The sequence below is a fragment of the Saccharothrix tamanrassetensis genome (genome assembly GCF_014203665.1).
Lineage (GTDB): Bacteria > Actinomycetota > Actinomycetes > Mycobacteriales > Pseudonocardiaceae > Actinosynnema > Actinosynnema tamanrassetense.
This window is the reverse complement of record NZ_JACHJN010000002.1, coordinates 448,592-464,903: the sequence shown is the minus strand read 5'-3', so window position 1 is coordinate 464,903 and position 16,312 is coordinate 448,592. Positions and strand designations below refer to the sequence as shown.

General features: G+C 68.3%; 29 protein-coding genes. All 29 read right to left on the bottom strand.

Annotated elements, in window-relative coordinates; genetic code table 11:
• Positions 1-12: 12 nt before the first annotated feature.
• Positions 13-1,065: a DNA-directed RNA polymerase subunit alpha gene (locus FHS29_RS07180; protein ID WP_015105234.1), complete on the bottom strand. Its 1,053-nt coding sequence runs from the start codon at positions 1,063-1,065 to the stop codon at positions 13-15.
• A gap of 154 nt (positions 1,066-1,219) precedes the next feature.
• A complete protein-coding gene (rpsD, locus tag FHS29_RS07175) occupies positions 1,220-1,825 on the bottom strand; it encodes a 30S ribosomal protein S4 (protein ID WP_184689403.1) in 606 nt (201 codons plus the stop codon).
• 23 nt (positions 1,826-1,848) lie between these two features.
• A complete protein-coding gene (gene rpsK / locus FHS29_RS07170) occupies positions 1,849-2,256 on the bottom strand; it encodes a 30S ribosomal protein S11 (RefSeq protein WP_015105236.1) in 408 nt (135 codons plus the stop codon).
• A gap of 47 nt (positions 2,257-2,303) precedes the next feature.
• A complete protein-coding gene (rpsM, locus tag FHS29_RS07165) occupies positions 2,304-2,684 on the bottom strand; it encodes a 30S ribosomal protein S13 (protein ID WP_184689401.1) in 381 nt (126 codons plus the stop codon).
• Positions 2,685-2,903: 219 nt separating this feature from the next.
• Entirely contained in the window at positions 2,904-3,017 is a 114-nt protein-coding gene (gene rpmJ / locus FHS29_RS36635; protein WP_010148647.1) for a 50S ribosomal protein L36, read from the bottom strand.
• Between the two features lie 58 nt (positions 3,018-3,075).
• A complete protein-coding gene (infA, locus tag FHS29_RS07155) occupies positions 3,076-3,297 on the bottom strand; it encodes a translation initiation factor IF-1 (protein WP_005166804.1) in 222 nt (73 codons plus the stop codon).
• A gap of 262 nt (positions 3,298-3,559) precedes the next feature.
• Positions 3,560-3,919, bottom strand: coding sequence for a DUF1707 domain-containing protein (locus FHS29_RS07150; protein WP_184689400.1), 360 nt, complete (start codon positions 3,917-3,919; stop codon positions 3,560-3,562).
• Entirely contained in the window at positions 3,916-4,410 is a 495-nt protein-coding gene (locus tag FHS29_RS07145) for a DUF1707 SHOCT-like domain-containing protein (RefSeq protein WP_184689398.1), read from the bottom strand. The genes FHS29_RS07150 and FHS29_RS07145 overlap by 4 nt, the downstream gene beginning before the upstream one ends.
• A gap of 251 nt (positions 4,411-4,661) precedes the next feature.
• Positions 4,662-5,435: a type I methionyl aminopeptidase gene (map, locus tag FHS29_RS07140; protein WP_184689396.1), complete on the bottom strand. Its 774-nt coding sequence runs from the start codon at positions 5,433-5,435 to the stop codon at positions 4,662-4,664.
• 53 nt (positions 5,436-5,488) lie between these two features.
• Positions 5,489-6,040: an adenylate kinase gene (locus tag FHS29_RS07135; RefSeq protein ID WP_184689395.1), complete on the bottom strand. Its 552-nt coding sequence runs from the start codon at positions 6,038-6,040 to the stop codon at positions 5,489-5,491.
• Positions 6,040-7,350 (bottom strand): preprotein translocase subunit SecY, encoded by a 1,311-nt coding sequence (secY, locus tag FHS29_RS07130; RefSeq protein WP_184689393.1) that lies wholly within the window; start codon positions 7,348-7,350, stop codon positions 6,040-6,042. The genes FHS29_RS07135 and secY overlap by 1 nt, the downstream gene beginning before the upstream one ends.
• Before the next feature lie 253 nt (positions 7,351-7,603).
• On the bottom strand, positions 7,604-7,999 hold the full coding sequence (locus tag FHS29_RS07125; protein WP_184689392.1) for a hypothetical protein: 396 nt from the start codon (positions 7,997-7,999) through the stop codon (positions 7,604-7,606).
• Positions 8,000-8,638: 639 nt separating this feature from the next.
• Positions 8,639-9,082 carry a 50S ribosomal protein L15 gene (rplO, locus tag FHS29_RS07120; protein WP_312864795.1) on the bottom strand — a complete coding sequence of 148 codons (444 nt, stop codon included), beginning with the start codon at positions 9,080-9,082 and terminating at the stop codon, positions 8,639-8,641.
• Entirely contained in the window at positions 9,079-9,264 is a 186-nt protein-coding gene (gene rpmD / locus FHS29_RS07115) for a 50S ribosomal protein L30 (RefSeq protein ID WP_033428588.1), read from the bottom strand. Before rpmD ends, rplO begins: the two co-directional genes overlap by 4 nt.
• Positions 9,265-9,268: 4 nt before the next feature.
• The gene (gene rpsE, locus FHS29_RS07110) at positions 9,269-9,874 is read right to left on the bottom strand and encodes a 30S ribosomal protein S5 (protein WP_037329520.1); all 606 of its coding nucleotides are present in this window, start codon (positions 9,872-9,874) and stop codon (positions 9,269-9,271) included.
• A gap of 49 nt (positions 9,875-9,923) precedes the next feature.
• A complete protein-coding gene (gene rplR / locus FHS29_RS07105) occupies positions 9,924-10,322 on the bottom strand; it encodes a 50S ribosomal protein L18 (protein WP_221455483.1) in 399 nt (132 codons plus the stop codon).
• Between the two features lies 1 nt (position 10,323).
• Positions 10,324-10,863, bottom strand: a complete 540-nt coding sequence (rplF, locus tag FHS29_RS07100; protein ID WP_184689390.1) for a 50S ribosomal protein L6 — start codon at positions 10,861-10,863, stop codon at positions 10,324-10,326.
• A 16-nt stretch (positions 10,864-10,879) separates the two neighbouring features.
• A complete protein-coding gene (gene rpsH / locus FHS29_RS07095; protein ID WP_184689388.1) occupies positions 10,880-11,278 on the bottom strand; it encodes a 30S ribosomal protein S8 in 399 nt (132 codons plus the stop codon).
• A 125-nt stretch (positions 11,279-11,403) separates the two neighbouring features.
• Positions 11,404-11,589 (bottom strand): type Z 30S ribosomal protein S14, encoded by a 186-nt coding sequence (locus tag FHS29_RS07090; protein WP_053715226.1) that lies wholly within the window; start codon positions 11,587-11,589, stop codon positions 11,404-11,406.
• 1 nt (position 11,590) lies between these two features.
• Entirely contained in the window at positions 11,591-12,154 is a 564-nt protein-coding gene (rplE, locus tag FHS29_RS07085; protein ID WP_184689386.1) for a 50S ribosomal protein L5, read from the bottom strand.
• Complete coding sequence (rplX, locus tag FHS29_RS07080; protein ID WP_184689385.1) at positions 12,154-12,468, bottom strand: 50S ribosomal protein L24; 315 nt, start codon at positions 12,466-12,468, stop codon at positions 12,154-12,156. The genes rplE and rplX overlap by 1 nt, the downstream gene beginning before the upstream one ends.
• Positions 12,468-12,836, bottom strand: a complete 369-nt coding sequence (gene rplN, locus FHS29_RS07075) for a 50S ribosomal protein L14 (RefSeq protein ID WP_015805282.1) — start codon at positions 12,834-12,836, stop codon at positions 12,468-12,470. The genes rplX and rplN overlap by 1 nt, the downstream gene beginning before the upstream one ends.
• 77 nt (positions 12,837-12,913) lie before the next feature.
• Positions 12,914-13,198 carry a 30S ribosomal protein S17 gene (gene rpsQ, locus FHS29_RS07070; RefSeq protein WP_184689383.1) on the bottom strand — a complete coding sequence of 95 codons (285 nt, stop codon included), beginning with the start codon at positions 13,196-13,198 and terminating at the stop codon, positions 12,914-12,916.
• Positions 13,195-13,452: a 50S ribosomal protein L29 gene (rpmC, locus tag FHS29_RS07065; RefSeq protein WP_184689382.1), complete on the bottom strand. Its 258-nt coding sequence runs from the start codon at positions 13,450-13,452 to the stop codon at positions 13,195-13,197. The genes rpsQ and rpmC overlap by 4 nt, the downstream gene beginning before the upstream one ends.
• 3 nt (positions 13,453-13,455) lie before the next feature.
• Complete coding sequence (rplP, locus tag FHS29_RS07060; RefSeq protein ID WP_015105257.1) at positions 13,456-13,875, bottom strand: 50S ribosomal protein L16; 420 nt, start codon at positions 13,873-13,875, stop codon at positions 13,456-13,458.
• A gap of 3 nt (positions 13,876-13,878) precedes the next feature.
• Positions 13,879-14,709: a 30S ribosomal protein S3 gene (gene rpsC / locus FHS29_RS07055; RefSeq protein WP_184689381.1), complete on the bottom strand. Its 831-nt coding sequence runs from the start codon at positions 14,707-14,709 to the stop codon at positions 13,879-13,881.
• Entirely contained in the window at positions 14,709-15,128 is a 420-nt protein-coding gene (rplV, locus tag FHS29_RS07050; protein ID WP_015105259.1) for a 50S ribosomal protein L22, read from the bottom strand. Before rplV ends, rpsC begins: the two co-directional genes overlap by 1 nt.
• 35 nt (positions 15,129-15,163) lie before the next feature.
• The gene (gene rpsS / locus FHS29_RS07045) at positions 15,164-15,445 is read right to left on the bottom strand and encodes a 30S ribosomal protein S19 (RefSeq protein ID WP_015105260.1); all 282 of its coding nucleotides are present in this window, start codon (positions 15,443-15,445) and stop codon (positions 15,164-15,166) included.
• 18 nt (positions 15,446-15,463) lie between these two features.
• The gene (rplB, locus tag FHS29_RS07040) at positions 15,464-16,300 is read right to left on the bottom strand and encodes a 50S ribosomal protein L2 (RefSeq protein WP_184689379.1); all 837 of its coding nucleotides are present in this window, start codon (positions 16,298-16,300) and stop codon (positions 15,464-15,466) included.
• Positions 16,301-16,312: the final 12 nt, after the last annotated feature.

Genomic DNA, 16,312 nt, shown 5'->3' with positions numbered 1-16,312 from the left:
CCGCTGGCGGCCTCAGAGCTGCTCGGTCTCCGCGTAGTCCTGGCCGTCGTCGTGGCTGTCCACGGTCGTGTCCGCGCCCCAACCCTCGGCGGGGTAGTCGGACGCGGCGGCCGACGGGTCGAACCCAGGGGGGCTGTCCTTGAGCGCCAGGCCGAGACCGACGAGCTTCATCTTGACCTCGTCGATCGACTTGGCACCGAAGTTCCGGATGTCCAGCAGGTCCGCCTCGCTGCGCGAGACCAGCTCGCCCACCGTGTGGATGCCCTCGCGCTTGAGGCAGTTGTAGGACCGGACGGTGAGGTCCAGGTCCTCGATCGGCATCGCGAACGCCGCGATGGTGTCCGCCTCGGCGGGCGAAGGTCCGATCTCGATGCCCTCGGCGTCGACGTTGAGCTCGCGCGCCAGGCCGAACAGCTCCACCAGCGTCTTGCCCGCCGAGGCGACGGCGTCGCGCGGCGTGATGGAGGGCTTGGTCTCGACGTCGAGGATCAGCTTGTCGAAGTCGGTCCGCTGCTCGACACGGGTGGCCTCGACCTTGTAGGTCACCTTCATGACGGGCGAGTAGATCGAGTCGACGGGGATGCGGCCGATCTCGGCACCGGCCTGCTTGTTCTGCACGGCGGGGACGTAGCCGCGACCGCGCTCGACCACGAGCTCGATCTCCAGCTTGCCCTTGCCGTTCAGGGTGGCGATGTGCAGGTCGGGGTTGTGCACCGTGACACCGGCCGGGGGCACGATGTCGCCGGCGGTCACCGCGCCCGGCCCCTGCTTGCGCAGGTACATGGTCACCGGCTCGTCCTCCTCGGAGCTGACGACCAGCTCCTTGAGGTTGAGGATGATGTCGGTGACGTCTTCCTTCACACCGGGGACGGTCGTGAACTCGTGCAGCACACCGTCGATGCGGATGCTGGTCACGGCCGCGCCGGGGATGGACGACAGCAGGGTGCGGCGGATGGAGTTGCCGAGGGTGTAGCCGAAGCCCGGCTCCAGCGGCTCGATGACGAACCGGGAGCGGGTCTCGTTGACCGCTTCCTCGCTGAGCGAGGGGCGCTGGGAAATCAGCACTGGGTTCTTCCTTTCCTATCCCCGGCGACCGCCATATGACGCCGGGAGACCGGTCGCGGGGACCGGCAAACGCGTGCGGCACACCATTCCGTGCCGTCGCGGGACCCGACTGGAGGGCCGCCCCCGCAAGACCGGGGACCGCCCTCCAGGAGGATCACTTCGAGTAGAGCTCGACGATGAGCTGCTCGGTGACGGGCGTGTCGATCTGCGCCCGCTCGGGCAGCTGGTGCACCAGGATGCGCAGGTTGGACTGCACGACCTGGAGCCACGCCGGGATCGGACGGTCGCCGAACGACGCACGCGCGGCCTCGAAGGGCAGCGTGGGCAGCGACTTCGGCTTCACGTCGATGATGTCGAACTTCGACACCCGGTAGCTGGGGATGTTCACCTTCTGGCCGTTCACGATGAAGTGACCGTGGCTGACCAGCTGGCGCGCCTGGCGGCGGGTGCGCGCGAGACCCGCGCGGTACACCACGTTGTCCAGGCGGGACTCCAGGATCTGGAGCAGGTTCTCACCGGTCTTGCCGGTGCGGCGGACCGCTTCCTCGTAGTAGCGGCGGAACTGCTTCTCCAGCACGCCGTACGTGTAGCGGGCCTTCTGCTTCTCCTGGAGCTGAAGCAGGTACTCGGACTCCTTGATCCGGCCGCGACCGTGCTGGCCGGGCGGGTAAGGGCGCCGCTCGAACGCCTGGTCGCCGCCGACGAGGTCGACCTTGAGCCGGCGCGAGATGCGGGTGGCTGGTCCCGTGTAGCGAGCCATGTGTGCTTACTCCTCCCCGTGCCTCAGACCCGGCGCCGCTTGGGCGGGCGGCAGCCGTTGTGGGGCTGCGGGGTCACGTCCTGGATGGTGCCGACTTCCAGGCCCGCGGCCTGGAGCGAACGGATCGCGGTCTCGCGGCCGGAGCCGGGGCCCTTCACGAACACGTCCACCTTGCGCATGCCGTGCTCGGCTGCCTTGCGGGCGGCGTTCTCGGCTGCCATCTGCGCGGCGAAGGGCGTCGACTTGCGCGAGCCCTTGAAGCCGACGTGGCCGGCGGAGGCCCAGCTGATCACGTTGCCCAGCGGGTCCGTGATGGACACGATGGTGTTGTTGAACGTGCTCTTGATGTGCGCCTGGCCGTGCGAGACGTTCTTCTTTTCCTTGCGCCGGACTTTCTTGACCCCGGCGCCCGTGCGGGACTTGGGTGGCATCTCTGGGTGATCTCCTACTGATCCCTATGTGGAATGACGCGAGGTTCTTACTTCTTGCCGGCCTTCTTCTTGCCCGCAACGGTCTTCTTCGGACCCTTACGAGTGCGCGCGTTCGTCTTGGTGCGCTGCCCGCGGACGGGCAGGTTGCGACGGTGGCGCAGGCCCTCGTAGCAGCCGATCTCCATCTTGCGGCGGATGTCGGCCTGAACCTCGCGGCGGAGGTCACCCTCGACCTTGAAGTGGTTCTCGATGTAGTCCCGCAGCTTCGCGAGGTCGTCGTCGCCGAGGTCCTTGACGCGGAGGTCGGCGGAGACCCCGGTGGCGGTCAGCAGCTCCTTGGAGCGGGTGCGACCAATGCCGAAGATGTAGGTGAGCGCGATCTCCATCCGCTTTTCGCGGGGGAGGTCGACGCCAGCGAGTCGTGCCATACGGCGCTTGCTCCTGTCGGTTTCACTCCAGGTCTGCTCCTCGCCCGATTCCGGGACTGACTCGCTGTGTCAGTACCGGCCGCTCTCACGGCCGGTGTCCCGGCCCCGGCCTGGAGTCCGGGGGTGTGCCCCACCGCTGTTCCGGTGGGGCAGGTGCGAAGAGGCTTGCTTGTGTGTCGCGTCCGGCGAGGACCACGACGTCGTGCTAGGAGGCTCTGGTCAGCCCTGGCGCTGCTTGTGGCGCAGGTTCTCGCAGATCACCATGACCCGGCCGTGGCGGCGGATCACCTTGCACTTGTCGCAGATCTTCTTGACGCTCGGCTGGACCTTCACGCCTGAGCTCTCCTGCTTGTAGCCAGGTGTCCCCGAGGCTTCGTGGACACCGTGGAGGTCACTTGTAGCGGTAGACGATGCGCCCGCGGGACAGGTCGTAGGGCGAGAGCTCCACGACAACCCGGTCCTCTGGGAGGATGCGGATGTAGTGCTGACGCATCTTGCCGCTGATGTGTGCCAGGACCTTGTGCCCGTTCTCCAACTCGACTCGGAACATCGCGTTGGGGAGCGGCTCGACTACGCGGCCCTCGACCTCAATGGCCCCGTCCTTCTTGCCCATGTCCTCCGCGTTTCGTGACGGTGGGTACTCGACTGGTGGATGCGGGCACGCATGACCCCGACTCCTTCAAGGCCCTTGCGAACCCTGCCAGCCGTGATTGCGTCACAGGCATGGCGGAACCGGCGCTACGTGTGCGCCACCCGTCCATACTACGCGGGCGGGCGGAGATGCCCAAATCGGCCCTCCCGGGGCGCGCGGGCGGGTCGCTTCAGGTCGTGCCGCCGGGTCGCTTCGGGTCATGCTGCCGGGTGACGCCGGCGGGTCACGGTGCGATGAGCACCAGCAGGCCCCAGAACAGGGCGACCCAGACCCACCACGGGTACAGCACGAAGCCCAGGGACAGGCTGAGGATGCCCCAGACCAGGAAGTTCACCCCGGTCACCAGCACGTAGACGACGTACCGCCGCTTCTTGGACCGCCGCTTCCTGGACCGCCGGGGCGGGGCGGTCGGCGCGTCGCCGGGCAGGTCGGCGGTCAGCGCGGCCAGTTCGGTGTAGCTGGTGGCGGCGGCGACGTACCGGAGGCGCTCCTCGTACTCGGCGTCGGTGAGCCGGCCCTCGGCCTTGGCCCGGGCGAGCTCGTCGGCGACGCGGGCGCGGTCGTCGCGCTGGAAGTCGGTCACTCGGGCTGCCGGACGAAGACCAGCCAGATCACACCCAGCACGGAACCGGCGGGCAGCGCCACCCAGAGGAACCAGGGGTGTACCAGGCCTTCGCCGCCGAGGAGGCTGACCAGCAGCCAGAGGGCGAAGTTGAACGCGCTGACGCTCAGCCAGATCGTGGTGAGCACCCTGAACGCGGTCCTGCCGCCGGTACCCCGTCTGGCGACGGGCCGGGGCGGCGGTTGCCGGATCAGCGCGGGTGGAACGAGGTCGGCGGGCCCGCCGAGGGCGTCCCGGGTGACGGAGGTCTGGGTGAGGGCGGTCTGCGGCAGGTCCGCGGTGAGGGCGGCGAGGTCGCCCCGGGTCTTCGCCTGCCAGGTGCGCACGACCCGCTGGTCGAACTCGGCCAGGTCGAGACTCCCGTCGGCATGTGCTCGGTGCAGCCACTGCTGCACCACTTCGCGTTCGGTGTCGGAAGCCCGCATGTCCTCGGGCCGCACAGGCTGCGTCACCCGTCCATGGTGGCGCGGAGGGGCGGGTGTCAAAAAGGGGGCTAACCCCCCGCTTGGGGCTGCGGGCCGCCTCCCCTGGGTGAGCGTCGACCCGGGGGTCGACTCGAAGCGTCAACCGGGGAGGTCACCCGAAGGGGCAACCGGAAGGGGCAACCGGAAGGGTGAGCCCGGAGAGTTGACCGGGAAGGTCGACCCGAAGGGTCGAGCGGGGAGGGTCGACCCAGGTTCACCCCGGAAGGTGAACCTGGGGGTCAGTCCTCGAGGGCGGTGAGCACCCAGGGGCCGTCGTCGGTGATGGCCACGCTGTGCTCCCAGTGCGCCGCGCGCGACCCGTCCGCGGTGATCACGGTCCAGCCGTCGTCCAGCTCCACGGTGCGCTCGCTGCCCAGGGTCAGCATGGGCTCGATCGCGATCGCCATGCCGACCTTCAGGCGCGGGCCCTTGCCGGGCTTGCCGTAGTTCGGCAGGAACGGGTCCATGTGCATCTTGGTGCCGATGCCGTGGCCGCCGTAGCCCTCCACGATGCCGTACTCGACGCCGTGCTGTTCGCCGGCCAGGATGGTGGCCGACTCGATGGCGAACGAGATGTCGCTCAGCCGCCCACCCGGCAGCGCCGCCCCGATGCCCGCCAGCATCGACTCGCGGGTGGCGTCGGACAGCTTCGCCTCGGCTTCGGTCACCACGCCCACCGGCAGGGTGACCGCCGAGTCGCCGTGCCAGCCGTCCAGGATCGCACCGCAGTCGATCGAGATCAGGTCGCCCTCGTCGAGCACCTGGGTCTTGCTCGGGATGCCGTGGACCACCTGCTCGTTGACCGACGCGCAGATGCTCGCCGGGAACCCGTGGTAGCCCTTGAAGCTGGGGATGGCGCCCGCGTCCCGGATGCTCTGCTCCGCCAGCTCGTCCAGCTCGGCCGTGCTCACGCCGACCTTGGTGTGCTCGGAGAGCAGCGCCAGGGTCCGCGCCACGACCAGGCCGGCGGCCCTCATGGCCTCCAGCTGGCCGCGGCTCTTGATCTCGATCATGCGGTCGCGACCGCCCGGTACGACGTGGCGCAGAGCATCGAGGAGACCACCGGTCACTTCTCGCCGCGCAGTGCGCGCAGCGCCCGTTCGCTGATCTCGTCCACGTCACCGACCGCGTCGATGGTCTTGACGATCTCCGCGTAGTAGTCGAGCAGCGGGGCGGTCTCCGAGCGGTACACCTGCTGGCGGTGGCGGATGACCTCTTCCTTGTCGTCCGCCCGGCCGCGCGCCAGCAGGCGCGCCACCACGACGTCCTCCGGGATCCGGAACTCGATCACCGCGTCGAGCCGGTGGCCGTCGACGGCGAGGATCTCGCCGAGGACGGCCGCCTGCGCCGTGGTGCGGGGGAACCCGTCGAGCATGAAGCCGTTCGCGGCGTCGGGCTGCGCGAGGCGGCCCCGGACCATCTCGTTGGTCACCTCGTCCGGCACGAGCTCGCCGGCGTCCAGGTACTCCTGGACCTCCTTGCCGAGATCGGTCTGCTGGCTGATGTGAGCGCGGAAGAGGTCCCCGGTGGAGATGTGCGGCACGCCGAGCTTGGTCTTGAGCAGTTCGGCCTGAGTGCCCTTGCCCGCTCCGGGCGGGCCGACGAGAACGAGTCGCACTAGCGGAGGAACCCTTCGTAATTGCGCTGCATGAGCTGGCTCTCGATCTGCTTAACAGTGTCGAGGCCGACACCCACCATGATCAGCACCGCGGTACCGCCGAACGGGAAGTTCTGGTTCTGCCCCTGGTCGGTGATGTCCAGGAAGAAGTTCGGCAGGATGGCGACGATGCCCAGGTAGATCGAGCCAGGCAGCGTGATCCGCCCCAGGACGAAGCGGAGGTACTCGGCTGTGGGTCGGCCCGGTCGGATACCCGGGATGAACCCACCGAACTTCTTCATCTCATCGGCACGCTCGTCCGGGTTGAACGTGATGCCGACGTAGAAGTAGGTGAAGAAGACGATCAGCAGGAAGTACAGCGCGATGTGCACCGGGCTGGACTGGGTGACCAGGTGTGTCGCGACGAAGGTCGCGAACCAGCCGGGCGCCGACCCGTCGGTGGCGGCGGTCAGCCGCGAGATCAGGTCGGGCAGGTAGAGCAGCGACGAGGCGAAGATGACCGGGATGACACCGGCCTGGTTCACCTTGAGCGGCAGGTAGGTCGAGGTGCCGCCGTACATCCGGCGGCCGATCATCCGCTTCGCGTACTGCACGGGGATGCGGCGCTGGGCCTGCTCCACGTAGATGACGCTGGCGATGATGAGCAGCGCCGCGACGCAGACCAGGAAGAAGGTCAGGCCGCCCCGGTTGAGGATGAGCTGGCCCTCGGCCGGGATGCGGGCCGCGATGCCGGTGAAGATCAGCAGCGACATGCCGTTGCCGATCCCCTTCTCGGTGATGATCTCGCCGAGCCACATGATCACGCTGGTGCCCGCCGTCATCACGACGACCAGCACGGTGAGGTTCCAGACGCTCTGCTCCGGGATGACCGGGACGTCGCAGTTGGCGAACAGCTGGCCGCGCACGGCGAGCGCCACGATGCCGGTGGACTGCAGGACCGCGAGCGCGATGGTCAGGTAGCGGGTGTACTGGGTCAGCTTGCCCTGACCCGCCTGACCTTCCTTCTTGAGCTGCTCGAACCGCGGGATGACCACGGTGAGCAGCTGCACGATGATGCTCGCGGTGATGTAGGGCATGATGCCCAGCGCGAAGATCGACAAGTTCAGCAGCGCGCCACCGCTGAACAGGTTGATCAGGGAGTAGATGCCCTGCTGGTCGACCTGTTCGACGCACTGTTTGACGTTCTTGAAGGAGACGCCCGGCGCGGGCATGGTCGCGCCCAGCCGGTACACCACGACGATCCCCAGCGTGAAGAGGATCTTCTTCCGTAGGTCCGGCGTCGCGAGAGCCGAGCGGAATGCGCCGAGCACGCGAACCTCCATCAGCGTTGCCGCCCCGCCGGGGTCGGCATCCTGCGGTACCGGCTGTGTTGCCGGCACAGTCTTGCGGTCTGGCCGCCGGCCACGCCGGCGGTGGGCGGAAGCGACGGGTAGCCGCGACCGACCCGGAGGACATCCGGGTTCAGCCCGCGACTTTAACAGCCGCGCGGCCGATCGCCGTAGCCAGTCGTCCTTCACACTTCGTACCTGATCGACTACGACCGCCCGCAAGCCGCCGAATGGATCAAGTTCGGCCGGCGGTGGCGGTCGCGCCGGTGGCGGGCAGACCGGCCAGGCCCGGCAGGACGGTGCCGGTTCCCGGGTCCAGTCGGCGCTTGGCTCGTGCCGTGAGATTGGCCTTGCGGATGACCGCGCCGGTCGTCGCGCATCCCGTGCCTGCCAGGGCTTCCGCTGCCAGGTGGACCGTGTCGAGGAGGGTGGGCCGGGTGGGGATGCCGCCTCTGGAGGGGGCCGCGAACTGGGGGACGAAGGCGGTGGAGGTCAGCGGGGGCTCGGGGTTGGTGGTGGCGGTCGGGAACTGCTTGCGCAGCGGGTGGCCCTGCCTTGGTGCGTCTTCTTGGTGTGTAGGTGTGAAGAAGATCCAAGGGGTGAGGTAGCTGAGGTGGTCCCGTCGAGCCATTTGAGGACGGTCTGGGGGTCTGGGAGGCGGAGAGGACCGGGGACCAGGCTGGCTGTCATGGCGTTACGCCCTGCGCGAACGGGGTCTCGATTGGGTGATTTGGGGGTGGGACGGGGGAGCCAGTGAGTCCTGGCGGGTCGCGTCGGTGATGGGTCTACGGGCGTAAAAGCGTCCTCGCCGGACGGGCAGACCGCCAAGGATCCCTTGCAAAGCTCTTCGAGCTTTGGGGTGCGGTGAGGTGGGGGTCTGCGTGTCCTCCCCGTATGACCTGGTCGGAGACAACCACATGCGTCAAGGGCAGATCGTGAGGGTGTGCTCGGTGGTCGCGTGTCCGATCTGCCCTTGACACATGCGGTTCGCTGACGCGCAGGCCATACGGGGATGACACGCAGCGGCAGGGATGTGCGCGTGCCGCGCAGGCCGGGGGCAGGGGTGTGCGGGGGGGGCGCAGGCCGTGGGCGGGGGTGTGCGGGGCGTGGGCGGAGGTGTGCGGGCGTGGCGCGCAGGCCTTGAGCAGGGGGTGTGCGGGGCGCGTAGGCCGTGGGCGGGGGTGTGGCTGGGTGGTGGAGAGGTCCGGATAGGTGAAAGGCCCCCGGAGCTGGAGGCTCCGGGGGCCTTTCGGGGTGTTGCTGGTTCTTGTCAGAGCACGGTGGTGGTGCCACCGGCGGCTGCGATCTTGTCGACCGCGCTGCCCGAGAACTTGTGGGCCACGACGTCGAGCTTGACGCCGTTCAGGTCGCCGTTGCCGAGGACCTTCACCAGTTCGTTCTTCCGCACCAGGCCGGCGTGGATCAGTGCGTCCACGTCGATCCTGCCGCCGTCCGGGAACACGCGGGCCAGGTCGCCGACGTTCACGACCTGGTACTCGGTGCGGAACGGGTTGCGGAAGCCCTTGAGCTTGGGCAGGCGCATGTGCAGCGGCATCTGGCCACCCTCGAAGCGCGGCGAGACGTTCTTCCGCGCTCCGGTGCCCTTCGTGCCGCGGCCCGCGGTCTTGCCCTTGGAGCCTTCACCGCGACCGACACGGGTCTTCGCGGTCTTGGCGCCGGGGGCCGGGCGCAGGTCATGGATCTTGATGGTCACGACTGGACCTCCTCGACGACCACCAGGTGGCGCACGGCGTGGATCAGGCCGCGCACCTGCGGCGTGTCCTCGCGGACCACCGACTGGCGGATCTTGCGCAACCCCAGGGTCCGCAGGGACTCACGGTGGTTGTGCTTGGTACCGATGCTGCTCTTCACCTGGGTGACCTTGAGCTGTGCCATGGGGTCACACCGCCCCTGCGCGGGCGCGGAGCATGCCGGCGGGAGCGACGTCCTCGAGGGGCAGGCCGCGGCGCGCCGCGACTTCCTCGGGACGCTGGAGGCCCTTCAGGGCCGCCACGGTGGCGTGCACGATGTTGATCGCGTTGTCGGAGCCCAGCGACTTGCTCAGCACGTCGTGGACACCGGCGCACTCCAGCACCGCGCGGACCGCGCCACCGGCGATGACGCCGGTACCGGCCGAGGCCGGGCGGAGCAGGACGACGCCCGCCGCCTTCTCGCCCTGGATCGGGTGGGGGATCGTGCCCGCGATGCGGGGGACGCGGAAGAAGTTCTTCTTCGCCTCCTCCACACCCTTGGCGATCGCGGCCGGCACTTCCTTGGCCTTGCCGTAGCCGACACCGACCATGCCGTCGCCGTCGCCGACCACGACCAGGGCGGTGAAGCTGAAGCGACGACCACCCTTCACGACCTTGGAGACGCGGTTGATCGCAACCACGCGCTCCAGGTGCGGGGTCTTCTCCTGGGCCGCGCCGCCGCGGCCGCCGTCACGGCGGTCGCGACGCTCTCCGCGCTCGCCTCCGCCGCCTTCGCGACGCGTGCGTCCTGGCATCAGGCGTCCCTCTCAATTCGGATGTTTTGCCCAAAAATAGTGGTCACGGTCAGAACTCCAGCCCCGCCTCGCGGGCGGCGTCGGCCAGAGCGGCGATCCGACCGTGGTAGGCGTTGCCCCCGCGGTCGAACACGACCTTGGTGATCCCGGCGTCCTTGGCACGGGCCGCGGCCAGCTGACCGACCTTCGCGGCACGGGCCTTCTTGTCGCCGTCGACCGCGCGGACGTCCGCCTCCACCGAGGAGGCAGCCGCCAGGGTGTGGCCCGCCAGATCGTCGATGATCTGCACGGTGATGTGCTTCGACGACCGGTGCACGACCAGGCGGGGACGCTCGGCGGTGCCGCTGACCTTCTTGCGCAGGCGGAAGTGACGGCGGGTCTTGGCGATGCGGCGAGTGGTCGAGATGTCCTTGCCGACCGGCTTCCGCTTGGTTGCAGTCTCGCTCATGTCACTTACCCGTCTTTCCGACCTTGCGGCGGATCTTCTCGCCCGCGTAACGCACGCCCTTGCCCTTGTACGGGTCGGGCTTGCGCAGCTTGCGGATGTTGGCGGCGACCTCGCCCACGAGCTGCTTGTCGATGCCCGACACGGAGAACCGGGTCGGGGTCTCCACCGCGAAGGTGATGCCCTCGGGGGCCTCGACCTTCACCGGGTGGCTGTAGCCGAGCGCGAACTCCAGGTCGGAGCCCTTCAGCGCGACACGGTAGCCGACCCCGTGGATCTCCATCTTCTTCTCGTAGCCCTGGGTCACGCCGATGACCATGTTCTGCACGAGGGTGCGGGACAGGCCGTGGAGCGAACGGCTCCGGCGCTCGTCGTTGGGACGCTTCACCTCAAGGGTGCCGTCCTCGACCTTCTCGATGATGATGGGCTCGGCGACGGTCAGCGACAGGGTGCCCTTGGGCCCCTTCACGCTGACGTCCTGGCCCGCGATGTTCACGTCGACCCCGGAGGGGACGGTGATCGGCAGCTTTCCGATGCGCGACATGCCTAGTCCCCCTTCCTCACCAGACGTAGGCGAGGACTTCTCCGCCCACGCCCTGCTTGTTGGCCTGGCGGTCGGTCAGCAGACCACCAGAGGTCGAGATGATCGCGACGCCCAGGCCACCGAGGACCTTCGGCAGGTTGGTCGACTTCGCGTAAACCCGCAGACCGGGCTTGGACACGCGCCGGAGGCCGGCGATGCTGCGCTCCCGGTTCGGGCCGTACTTCAGCTCGACCACCAGGTTCTTCGCAACTTCGCCCTGCTCGTCGCGGTAGCTCGCGATGTAGCCCTCGCGCTTGAGGATCTCGGCGATGTTGGCCTTCAGCTTCGAGTGCGGCATCACGACCTTGTCGTGGTAAGCCGAGTTCGCGTTGCGCAGACGCGTCAGCATGTCTGCGATCGGGTCGGTCATCGTCATGGTGACCTGGTCAACCTTTCTCGCTGCGGTTCCCCAGCCAGGGTCCGAGCCGGCCTCGCGGCCGGCTGGTCGTGATCGGGCCTACAGCGAAGTGGAATCGAAAGAAGTCTGCCGCCGAGCCGGGACTACCAGCTGGACTTGCTCACACCGGGCAGCTCGCCGCGGTGCGCCATCTCGCGCAGGCAGATCCGGCACAGGCCGAACTTGCGGAACACCGAGTGCGGGCGACCGCAACGCTGGCAACGGGTGTAACCCCGCACCTTGAACTTCGGCTTGGCCGCGGCCTTGTTGATCAGAGCCTTCTTGGCCATCTCAGTTCTCCTTGAACGGGAAGCCCAGGGCCTTCAGCAGCGCCCGGCCCTCGTCGTCGTTGGTCGCGGTCGTGACCACGGTGATGTCCATACCGCGGGGACGGTCGATCGCGTCCGGGTCGATCTCGTGGAACATCGACTGCTCGTTGAGACCGAACGTGTAGTTGCCGTTGCCGTCGAACTGCTTGGCCGACAGGCCGCGGAAGTCGCGGATGCGGGGCAGCGCGATGGTCAGCAGCCGGTCCAGGAACTCCCACATGCGGTCGCCGCGCAGCGTGACGCGCGCGCCGATCGGCATGCCCTCGCGGAGCTTGAACTGCGCGATGGACTTGCGGGCCTTGCGGACCTCGGGGCGCTGGCCGGTGATGATCGACAGGTCCCTCACGGCGCCCTCGATCAGCTTGCCGTCCCGGGCGGCGTCGCCGACGCCCATGTTGACGACGACCTTCACCACGCCGGGGATCTGCATCACGTTGGCGTACTCGAACTGCTCGCGCAGCGAGGCGACGATCTCCTCGCGGTAGCGGGTCTTGAGCCGCGGGATGGTCTTCTCAACGGTGGTCATCAGATGTCCTTCCCGTTACGACGGGAAATGCGGACCCGCTTGCCCTCGTCGTTCGTCCGGTAGCCCACCCGGGTCGGCTTGCCGTCCGAGTCGACCACCATCACGTTGGACACGTGGATGGAGGCCTCCTGCGTCACGATGCCGCCCGACTGCGCGCCGCGCTGGGTCTGGGTGACCCGGGTGTGCTTCTTGATGCGGTTGACGCCCTCGACCAGGATCCGGTTCTGCGCCGGGTAGGCCATGATGACCTTGCCGCGCGCGCCCTTGTCCTTGCCGGCGATGACGACGACAGTGTCGCCCTTCTTCACCTTCATCAGAGCACCTCCGGCGCCAACGAGATGATCTTCATGAACTTCTTGTCGCGCAGCTCGCGACCGACCGGGCCGAAGATGCGGGTGCCCCGCGGCTCGTTGTCGTTCTTGATGAGCACCGCGGCGTTCTCGTCGAAGCGGATGTAAGAGCCGTCGGGACGGCGCTTCTCCTTGACCGTGCGGACGACGACCGCCTTGACGACGTCGCCCTTCTTGACGCCGGCACCGGGGATGGCCTGCTTCACCGTGGCGACGATGATGTCCCCGATACCCGCGTAGCGGCGGCCCGAGCCACCGAGAACACGGATGCAGAGGATCTCCTTCGCACCGGTGTTGTCGGCGACGCGCAGCCGCGACTCCTGCTGGATCACTTACCTACTCCTTGACCATTCCTGGCCCGCCAGATTTCCGACCTGACGGGCTCGGTCCGTGGTGCCCGGTTCCGGGCTTACTTGGCCTTCTCGAGGATCTCGACGAGGCGCCAGCGCTTGGTGGCGGACAGCGGCCGGGTCTCCATCAGCAGGACGCGGTCGCCGACACCGGCGGTGTTCTGCTCGTCGTGCGCCTTCACCTTGGTGGTGGAGCGCAGGACCTTGGCGTACCGGCGGTGCTTCTTCCGGTCCTCCAGCGCGACGACGATCGTCTTGTCCATCTTGTCGGACACGACGTAGCCCTCGCGGACCTTGCGGTCGTTGCGCGTCTTGGTCTCAGTCACTTCGTTGTTCTCGCTCATGCCGCACCTTCACCAGTGGAGACCGCGTCGGGAGAGGTCGACAGACCCAGCTCCCGCTCCCGCATCACGGTGTAGATCCGGGCGATCTCGTGCCGGACCGTGCGCAGACGGCGGTTGTTGTCCAACTGCCCGGTGGCCATCTGGAAGCGGAGGTTGAACAGCTCCTCCTTCGCCTCCCTCAGGCGCAGCACGAGCTCTTCCTCGGTGAGCTCACGCAGCAACGAAGCCGCGGAACCCGCTTCAGTGCTTGCCATTGGCTAGAACTCACCACCCTCACGCGTAACGATGCGGCACTTCATCGGGAGCTTGTGGATCGCGCGGCGCAGCGCCTCGCGGGCCACCGTCTCGTTCGGGAAGCTCATCTCGAAGAGCACCCGACCCGGCTTGACGTTGGCGACCCACCACTCCGGCGAACCCTTGCCGGAACCCATCCGGGTCTCGGCCGGCTTCTTGGTCAGCGGGCGGTCCGGGAAGATGTTGATCCAGACCTTGCCACCACGGCGGATGTGCCGGGTGATGGCGATACGAGCCGACTCGATCTGCCGGTTGGTCACGTAAGCGGGCTCCAGGGCCTGGATCCCGAACTCACCGAAGGTGACCCTCGTGCCGCCCTTCGCAGCACCGGACCGACCGGGGTGGTGCTGCTTGCGGTGCTTAACCCTGCGCGGGATGAGCACGACTCAGCCCTCCGTCTTCTCTTCGGTCGCGGCCGGCTTGTCACTGGCCTGGGCGTCGGCCGCCGCGCGGCCCGCCTCGGTGCTCGTCGCCGTGGTGCCGCTGGCGCCCGAACGGCGCGCCCGGTTCGGGCGGTCGCCGCGGTCACGCCGCGGGGCACGCTCGGCCGAGGACGGCGCGGCGTCGCGCTCACGCTTGGCGCTGATGCCACCGACCACGTCGCCCTTGTAGATCCACACCTTCACGCCGATCCGGCCGAACGTGGTGCGGGCCTCGAAGAAGCCGTAGTCGATGTCCGCGCGCAGCGTGTGCAGCGGCACCCGGCCGTCGCGGTAGTGCTCGGAGCGGGACATCTCGGCGCCGCCCAGGCGGCCGCCGCACTGCACGCGGATGCCCTTGACCTGCGGCGAGCGCATGGCCGACTGGATGGCCTTGCGCATCGCCCGGCGGAACGCCACGCGGTTGGACAGCTGCTCGGCCACGCCCTGCGCGACCAGCTGCGCGTCCGACTCGGGGCTCTTCACCTCGAGGATGTTCAGCTGCACCTGCTTCTTGGTGAGCTTCTCCAGCTCACCGCGGATGCGGTCGGCCTCCGCGCCACGCCGGCCGATGACGATGCCCGGCCGGGCGGTGTGGATGTCGACGCGGACCCGGTCGCGGGTGCGCTCGATCTCGACCTTGGAGATGCCGGCCCGCTCCATGCCGCGCGAGAGCAGCTTGCGGATCTTGACGTCCTCGGCCACGTACTCGGCGTACTGCTTGTCGGCGTACCAGCGGGACTTCCAGTCGGTGGTGATACCGAGTCGGAAGCCGTGTGGGTTGATCTTCTGGCCCACTACCGAGCCCCCTTCCTCGAGTCAGCGCCGGCCTTCGCGCTGGTCTTCTTCGGACGCGACTCCACCTCGACGGTGATGTGGCTGGTCCGCTTGCGGATCCGGTACGCACGGCCCTGGGCCCGGGGGCGGAACCGCTTGAGGGTCGGACCCTCGTCCACGTAGACCTTCGACACCCACAGGGTGTCGGGGTCCAGGGACAGGTTGTTCTCGGCGTTGGCCACGGCGCTCGCGAGCACCTTGCGGACCGGCTCACTTGCCGCCTGAGGCGCGAACTGGAGCACGGCCAAGGCTTCGCTGGCGCTACGGCCCCTGATGAGCTCGACGACGCGGCGCACCTTCATCGGCGTGTCGCGGACGTAGCGAGCCCGAGCCACGGCGCGCGGGAACTCCGGCGCTTCGGCTTCGTTACGGGCGTTCATCGCTGCTTCCCCTTGCTCTTCCTCTAGTTCGTCGCCTAGCGGCGGCGCGACTTCCGGTCGTCCTTGATGTGGCCCTTGAACGTGCGGGTCGGCGCGAACTCGCCGAGCTTGTGCCCGACCATCGCCTCCGTCACGAACACCGGCACGTGCTTGCGGCCGTCGTGCACCGCGATCGTGTGGCCCAGCATGTCGGGGATGATCGTCGACCGGCGGGACCAGGTCTTGATCACGGTCTTCTTGCCCGACTCGTTGAGGACGTCCACCTTCTTGAGCAGGTGGTCGTCGACGAAGGGGCCCTTCTTAAGGCTGCGTGGCATCCTTCACTCCCTCCCTGCTCAGCGCTTCTTACCGGTGCGACGACGCCGGACGATGAGCTTGTCGCTTGGCTTCTTGCGGCGGCGGGTGCGGCCTTCGGGCTTGCCGGCCGGGTTCACCGGGTGGCGACCACCGGAGGTCTTGCCCTCACCACCACCGTGCGGGTGGTCGACCGGGTTCATGGCGACACCGCGGACCGTGGGCTTGCGCCCCTTCCACCGCATCCGGCCCGCCTTGCCCCAGTTGATGTTCTGGTGCTCGGCGTTGCCGACCTCGCCGACCGTGGCGCGGCAGCGCACGTCCACGTTGCGGATCTCGCCCGAGGGCATCCGCAGCTGGGCGTACGGGCCGTCCTTGGCCACGAGCTGCACGCTGGCGCCCGCCGAGCGGGCGATCTTCGCGCCACCGCCGGGGCGGAGCTCGATCGCGTGCACCACGGTGCCGACCGGGATGTTGCGCAGCGGCAGGTTGTTGCCCGGCTTGATGTCGGCCTTGGGGCCGTTCTCGATCCGGTCGCCCTGCTGCAGCTTGGCCGGGGCGATGATGTAGCGCTTCTCGCCGTCGACGTAGTGCAGCAGCGCGATGCGCGCGGTGCGGTTGGGGTCGTACTCGATGTGAGCGACCTTGGCCGGGATGCCGTCCTTGTCGGTGCGGCGGAAGTCGATCAGGCGGTAGGCCCGCTTGTGACCGCCGCCCTTGTGCCGCGTCGTGATCTTGCCCGACGCGTTGCGGCCACCGCGGCCGTGCAGCGGGCGGATCAGCGACTTCTCCGGCGTCGACCGAGTGATCTCGGCGAAGTCGGAGACGCTCGCACCGCGACGACCGGGGGTCGTCGGCTTGTACTTGCGAATGCCCATCTCTACGCAGTC

Coding starts and splice junctions, on each gene's coding strand:
- rpsD (WP_184689403.1), bottom strand. CDS start 1,825: ATGGCTCGCTACACGGGACCAGCCACCCGCATCTCGCGCCGGCTCAAG.
- rpsK (WP_015105236.1), bottom strand. CDS start 2,256: ATGCCACCCAAGTCCCGCACGGGCGCCGGGGTCAAGAAAGTCCGGCGC.
- rpsM (WP_184689401.1), bottom strand. CDS start 2,684: ATGGCACGACTCGCTGGCGTCGACCTCCCCCGCGAAAAGCGGATGGAG.
- infA (WP_005166804.1), bottom strand. CDS start 3,297: ATGGGCAAGAAGGACGGGGCCATTGAGGTCGAGGGCCGCGTAGTCGAG.
- map (WP_184689396.1), bottom strand. CDS start 5,435: ATGATCGAGATCAAGAGCCGCGGCCAGCTGGAGGCCATGAGGGCCGCC.
- FHS29_RS07125 (WP_184689392.1), bottom strand. CDS start 7,999: ATGGCTCGACGGGACCACCTCAGCTACCTCACCCCTTGGATCTTCTTC.
- rpmD (WP_033428588.1), bottom strand. CDS start 9,264: ATGGCACAGCTCAAGGTCACCCAGGTGAAGAGCAGCATCGGTACCAAG.
- rpsE (WP_037329520.1), bottom strand. CDS start 9,874: ATGCCAGGACGCACGCGTCGCGAAGGCGGCGGAGGCGAGCGCGGAGAG.
- rplR (WP_221455483.1), bottom strand. CDS start 10,322: ATGAGCGAGACTGCAACCAAGCGGAAGCCGGTCGGCAAGGACATCTCG.
- rplF (WP_184689390.1), bottom strand. CDS start 10,863: ATGTCGCGCATCGGAAAGCTGCCGATCACCGTCCCCTCCGGGGTCGAC.
- rpsH (WP_184689388.1), bottom strand. CDS start 11,278: ATGACGATGACCGACCCGATCGCAGACATGCTGACGCGTCTGCGCAAC.
- FHS29_RS07090 (WP_053715226.1), bottom strand. CDS start 11,589: ATGGCCAAGAAGGCTCTGATCAACAAGGCCGCGGCCAAGCCGAAGTTC.
- rplE (WP_184689386.1), bottom strand. CDS start 12,154: ATGACCACCGTTGAGAAGACCATCCCGCGGCTCAAGACCCGCTACCGC.
- rplX (WP_184689385.1), bottom strand. CDS start 12,468: ATGAAGGTGAAGAAGGGCGACACTGTCGTCGTCATCGCCGGCAAGGAC.
- rpsQ (WP_184689383.1), bottom strand. CDS start 13,198: ATGAGCGAGAACAACGAAGTGACTGAGACCAAGACGCGCAACGACCGC.
- rpmC (WP_184689382.1), bottom strand. CDS start 13,452: ATGGCAAGCACTGAAGCGGGTTCCGCGGCTTCGTTGCTGCGTGAGCTC.
- rplV (WP_015105259.1), bottom strand. CDS start 15,128: ATGAACGCCCGTAACGAAGCCGAAGCGCCGGAGTTCCCGCGCGCCGTG.
- rpsS (WP_015105260.1), bottom strand. CDS start 15,445: ATGCCACGCAGCCTTAAGAAGGGCCCCTTCGTCGACGACCACCTGCTC.
- rplB (WP_184689379.1), bottom strand. CDS start 16,300: ATGGGCATTCGCAAGTACAAGCCGACGACCCCCGGTCGTCGCGGTGCG.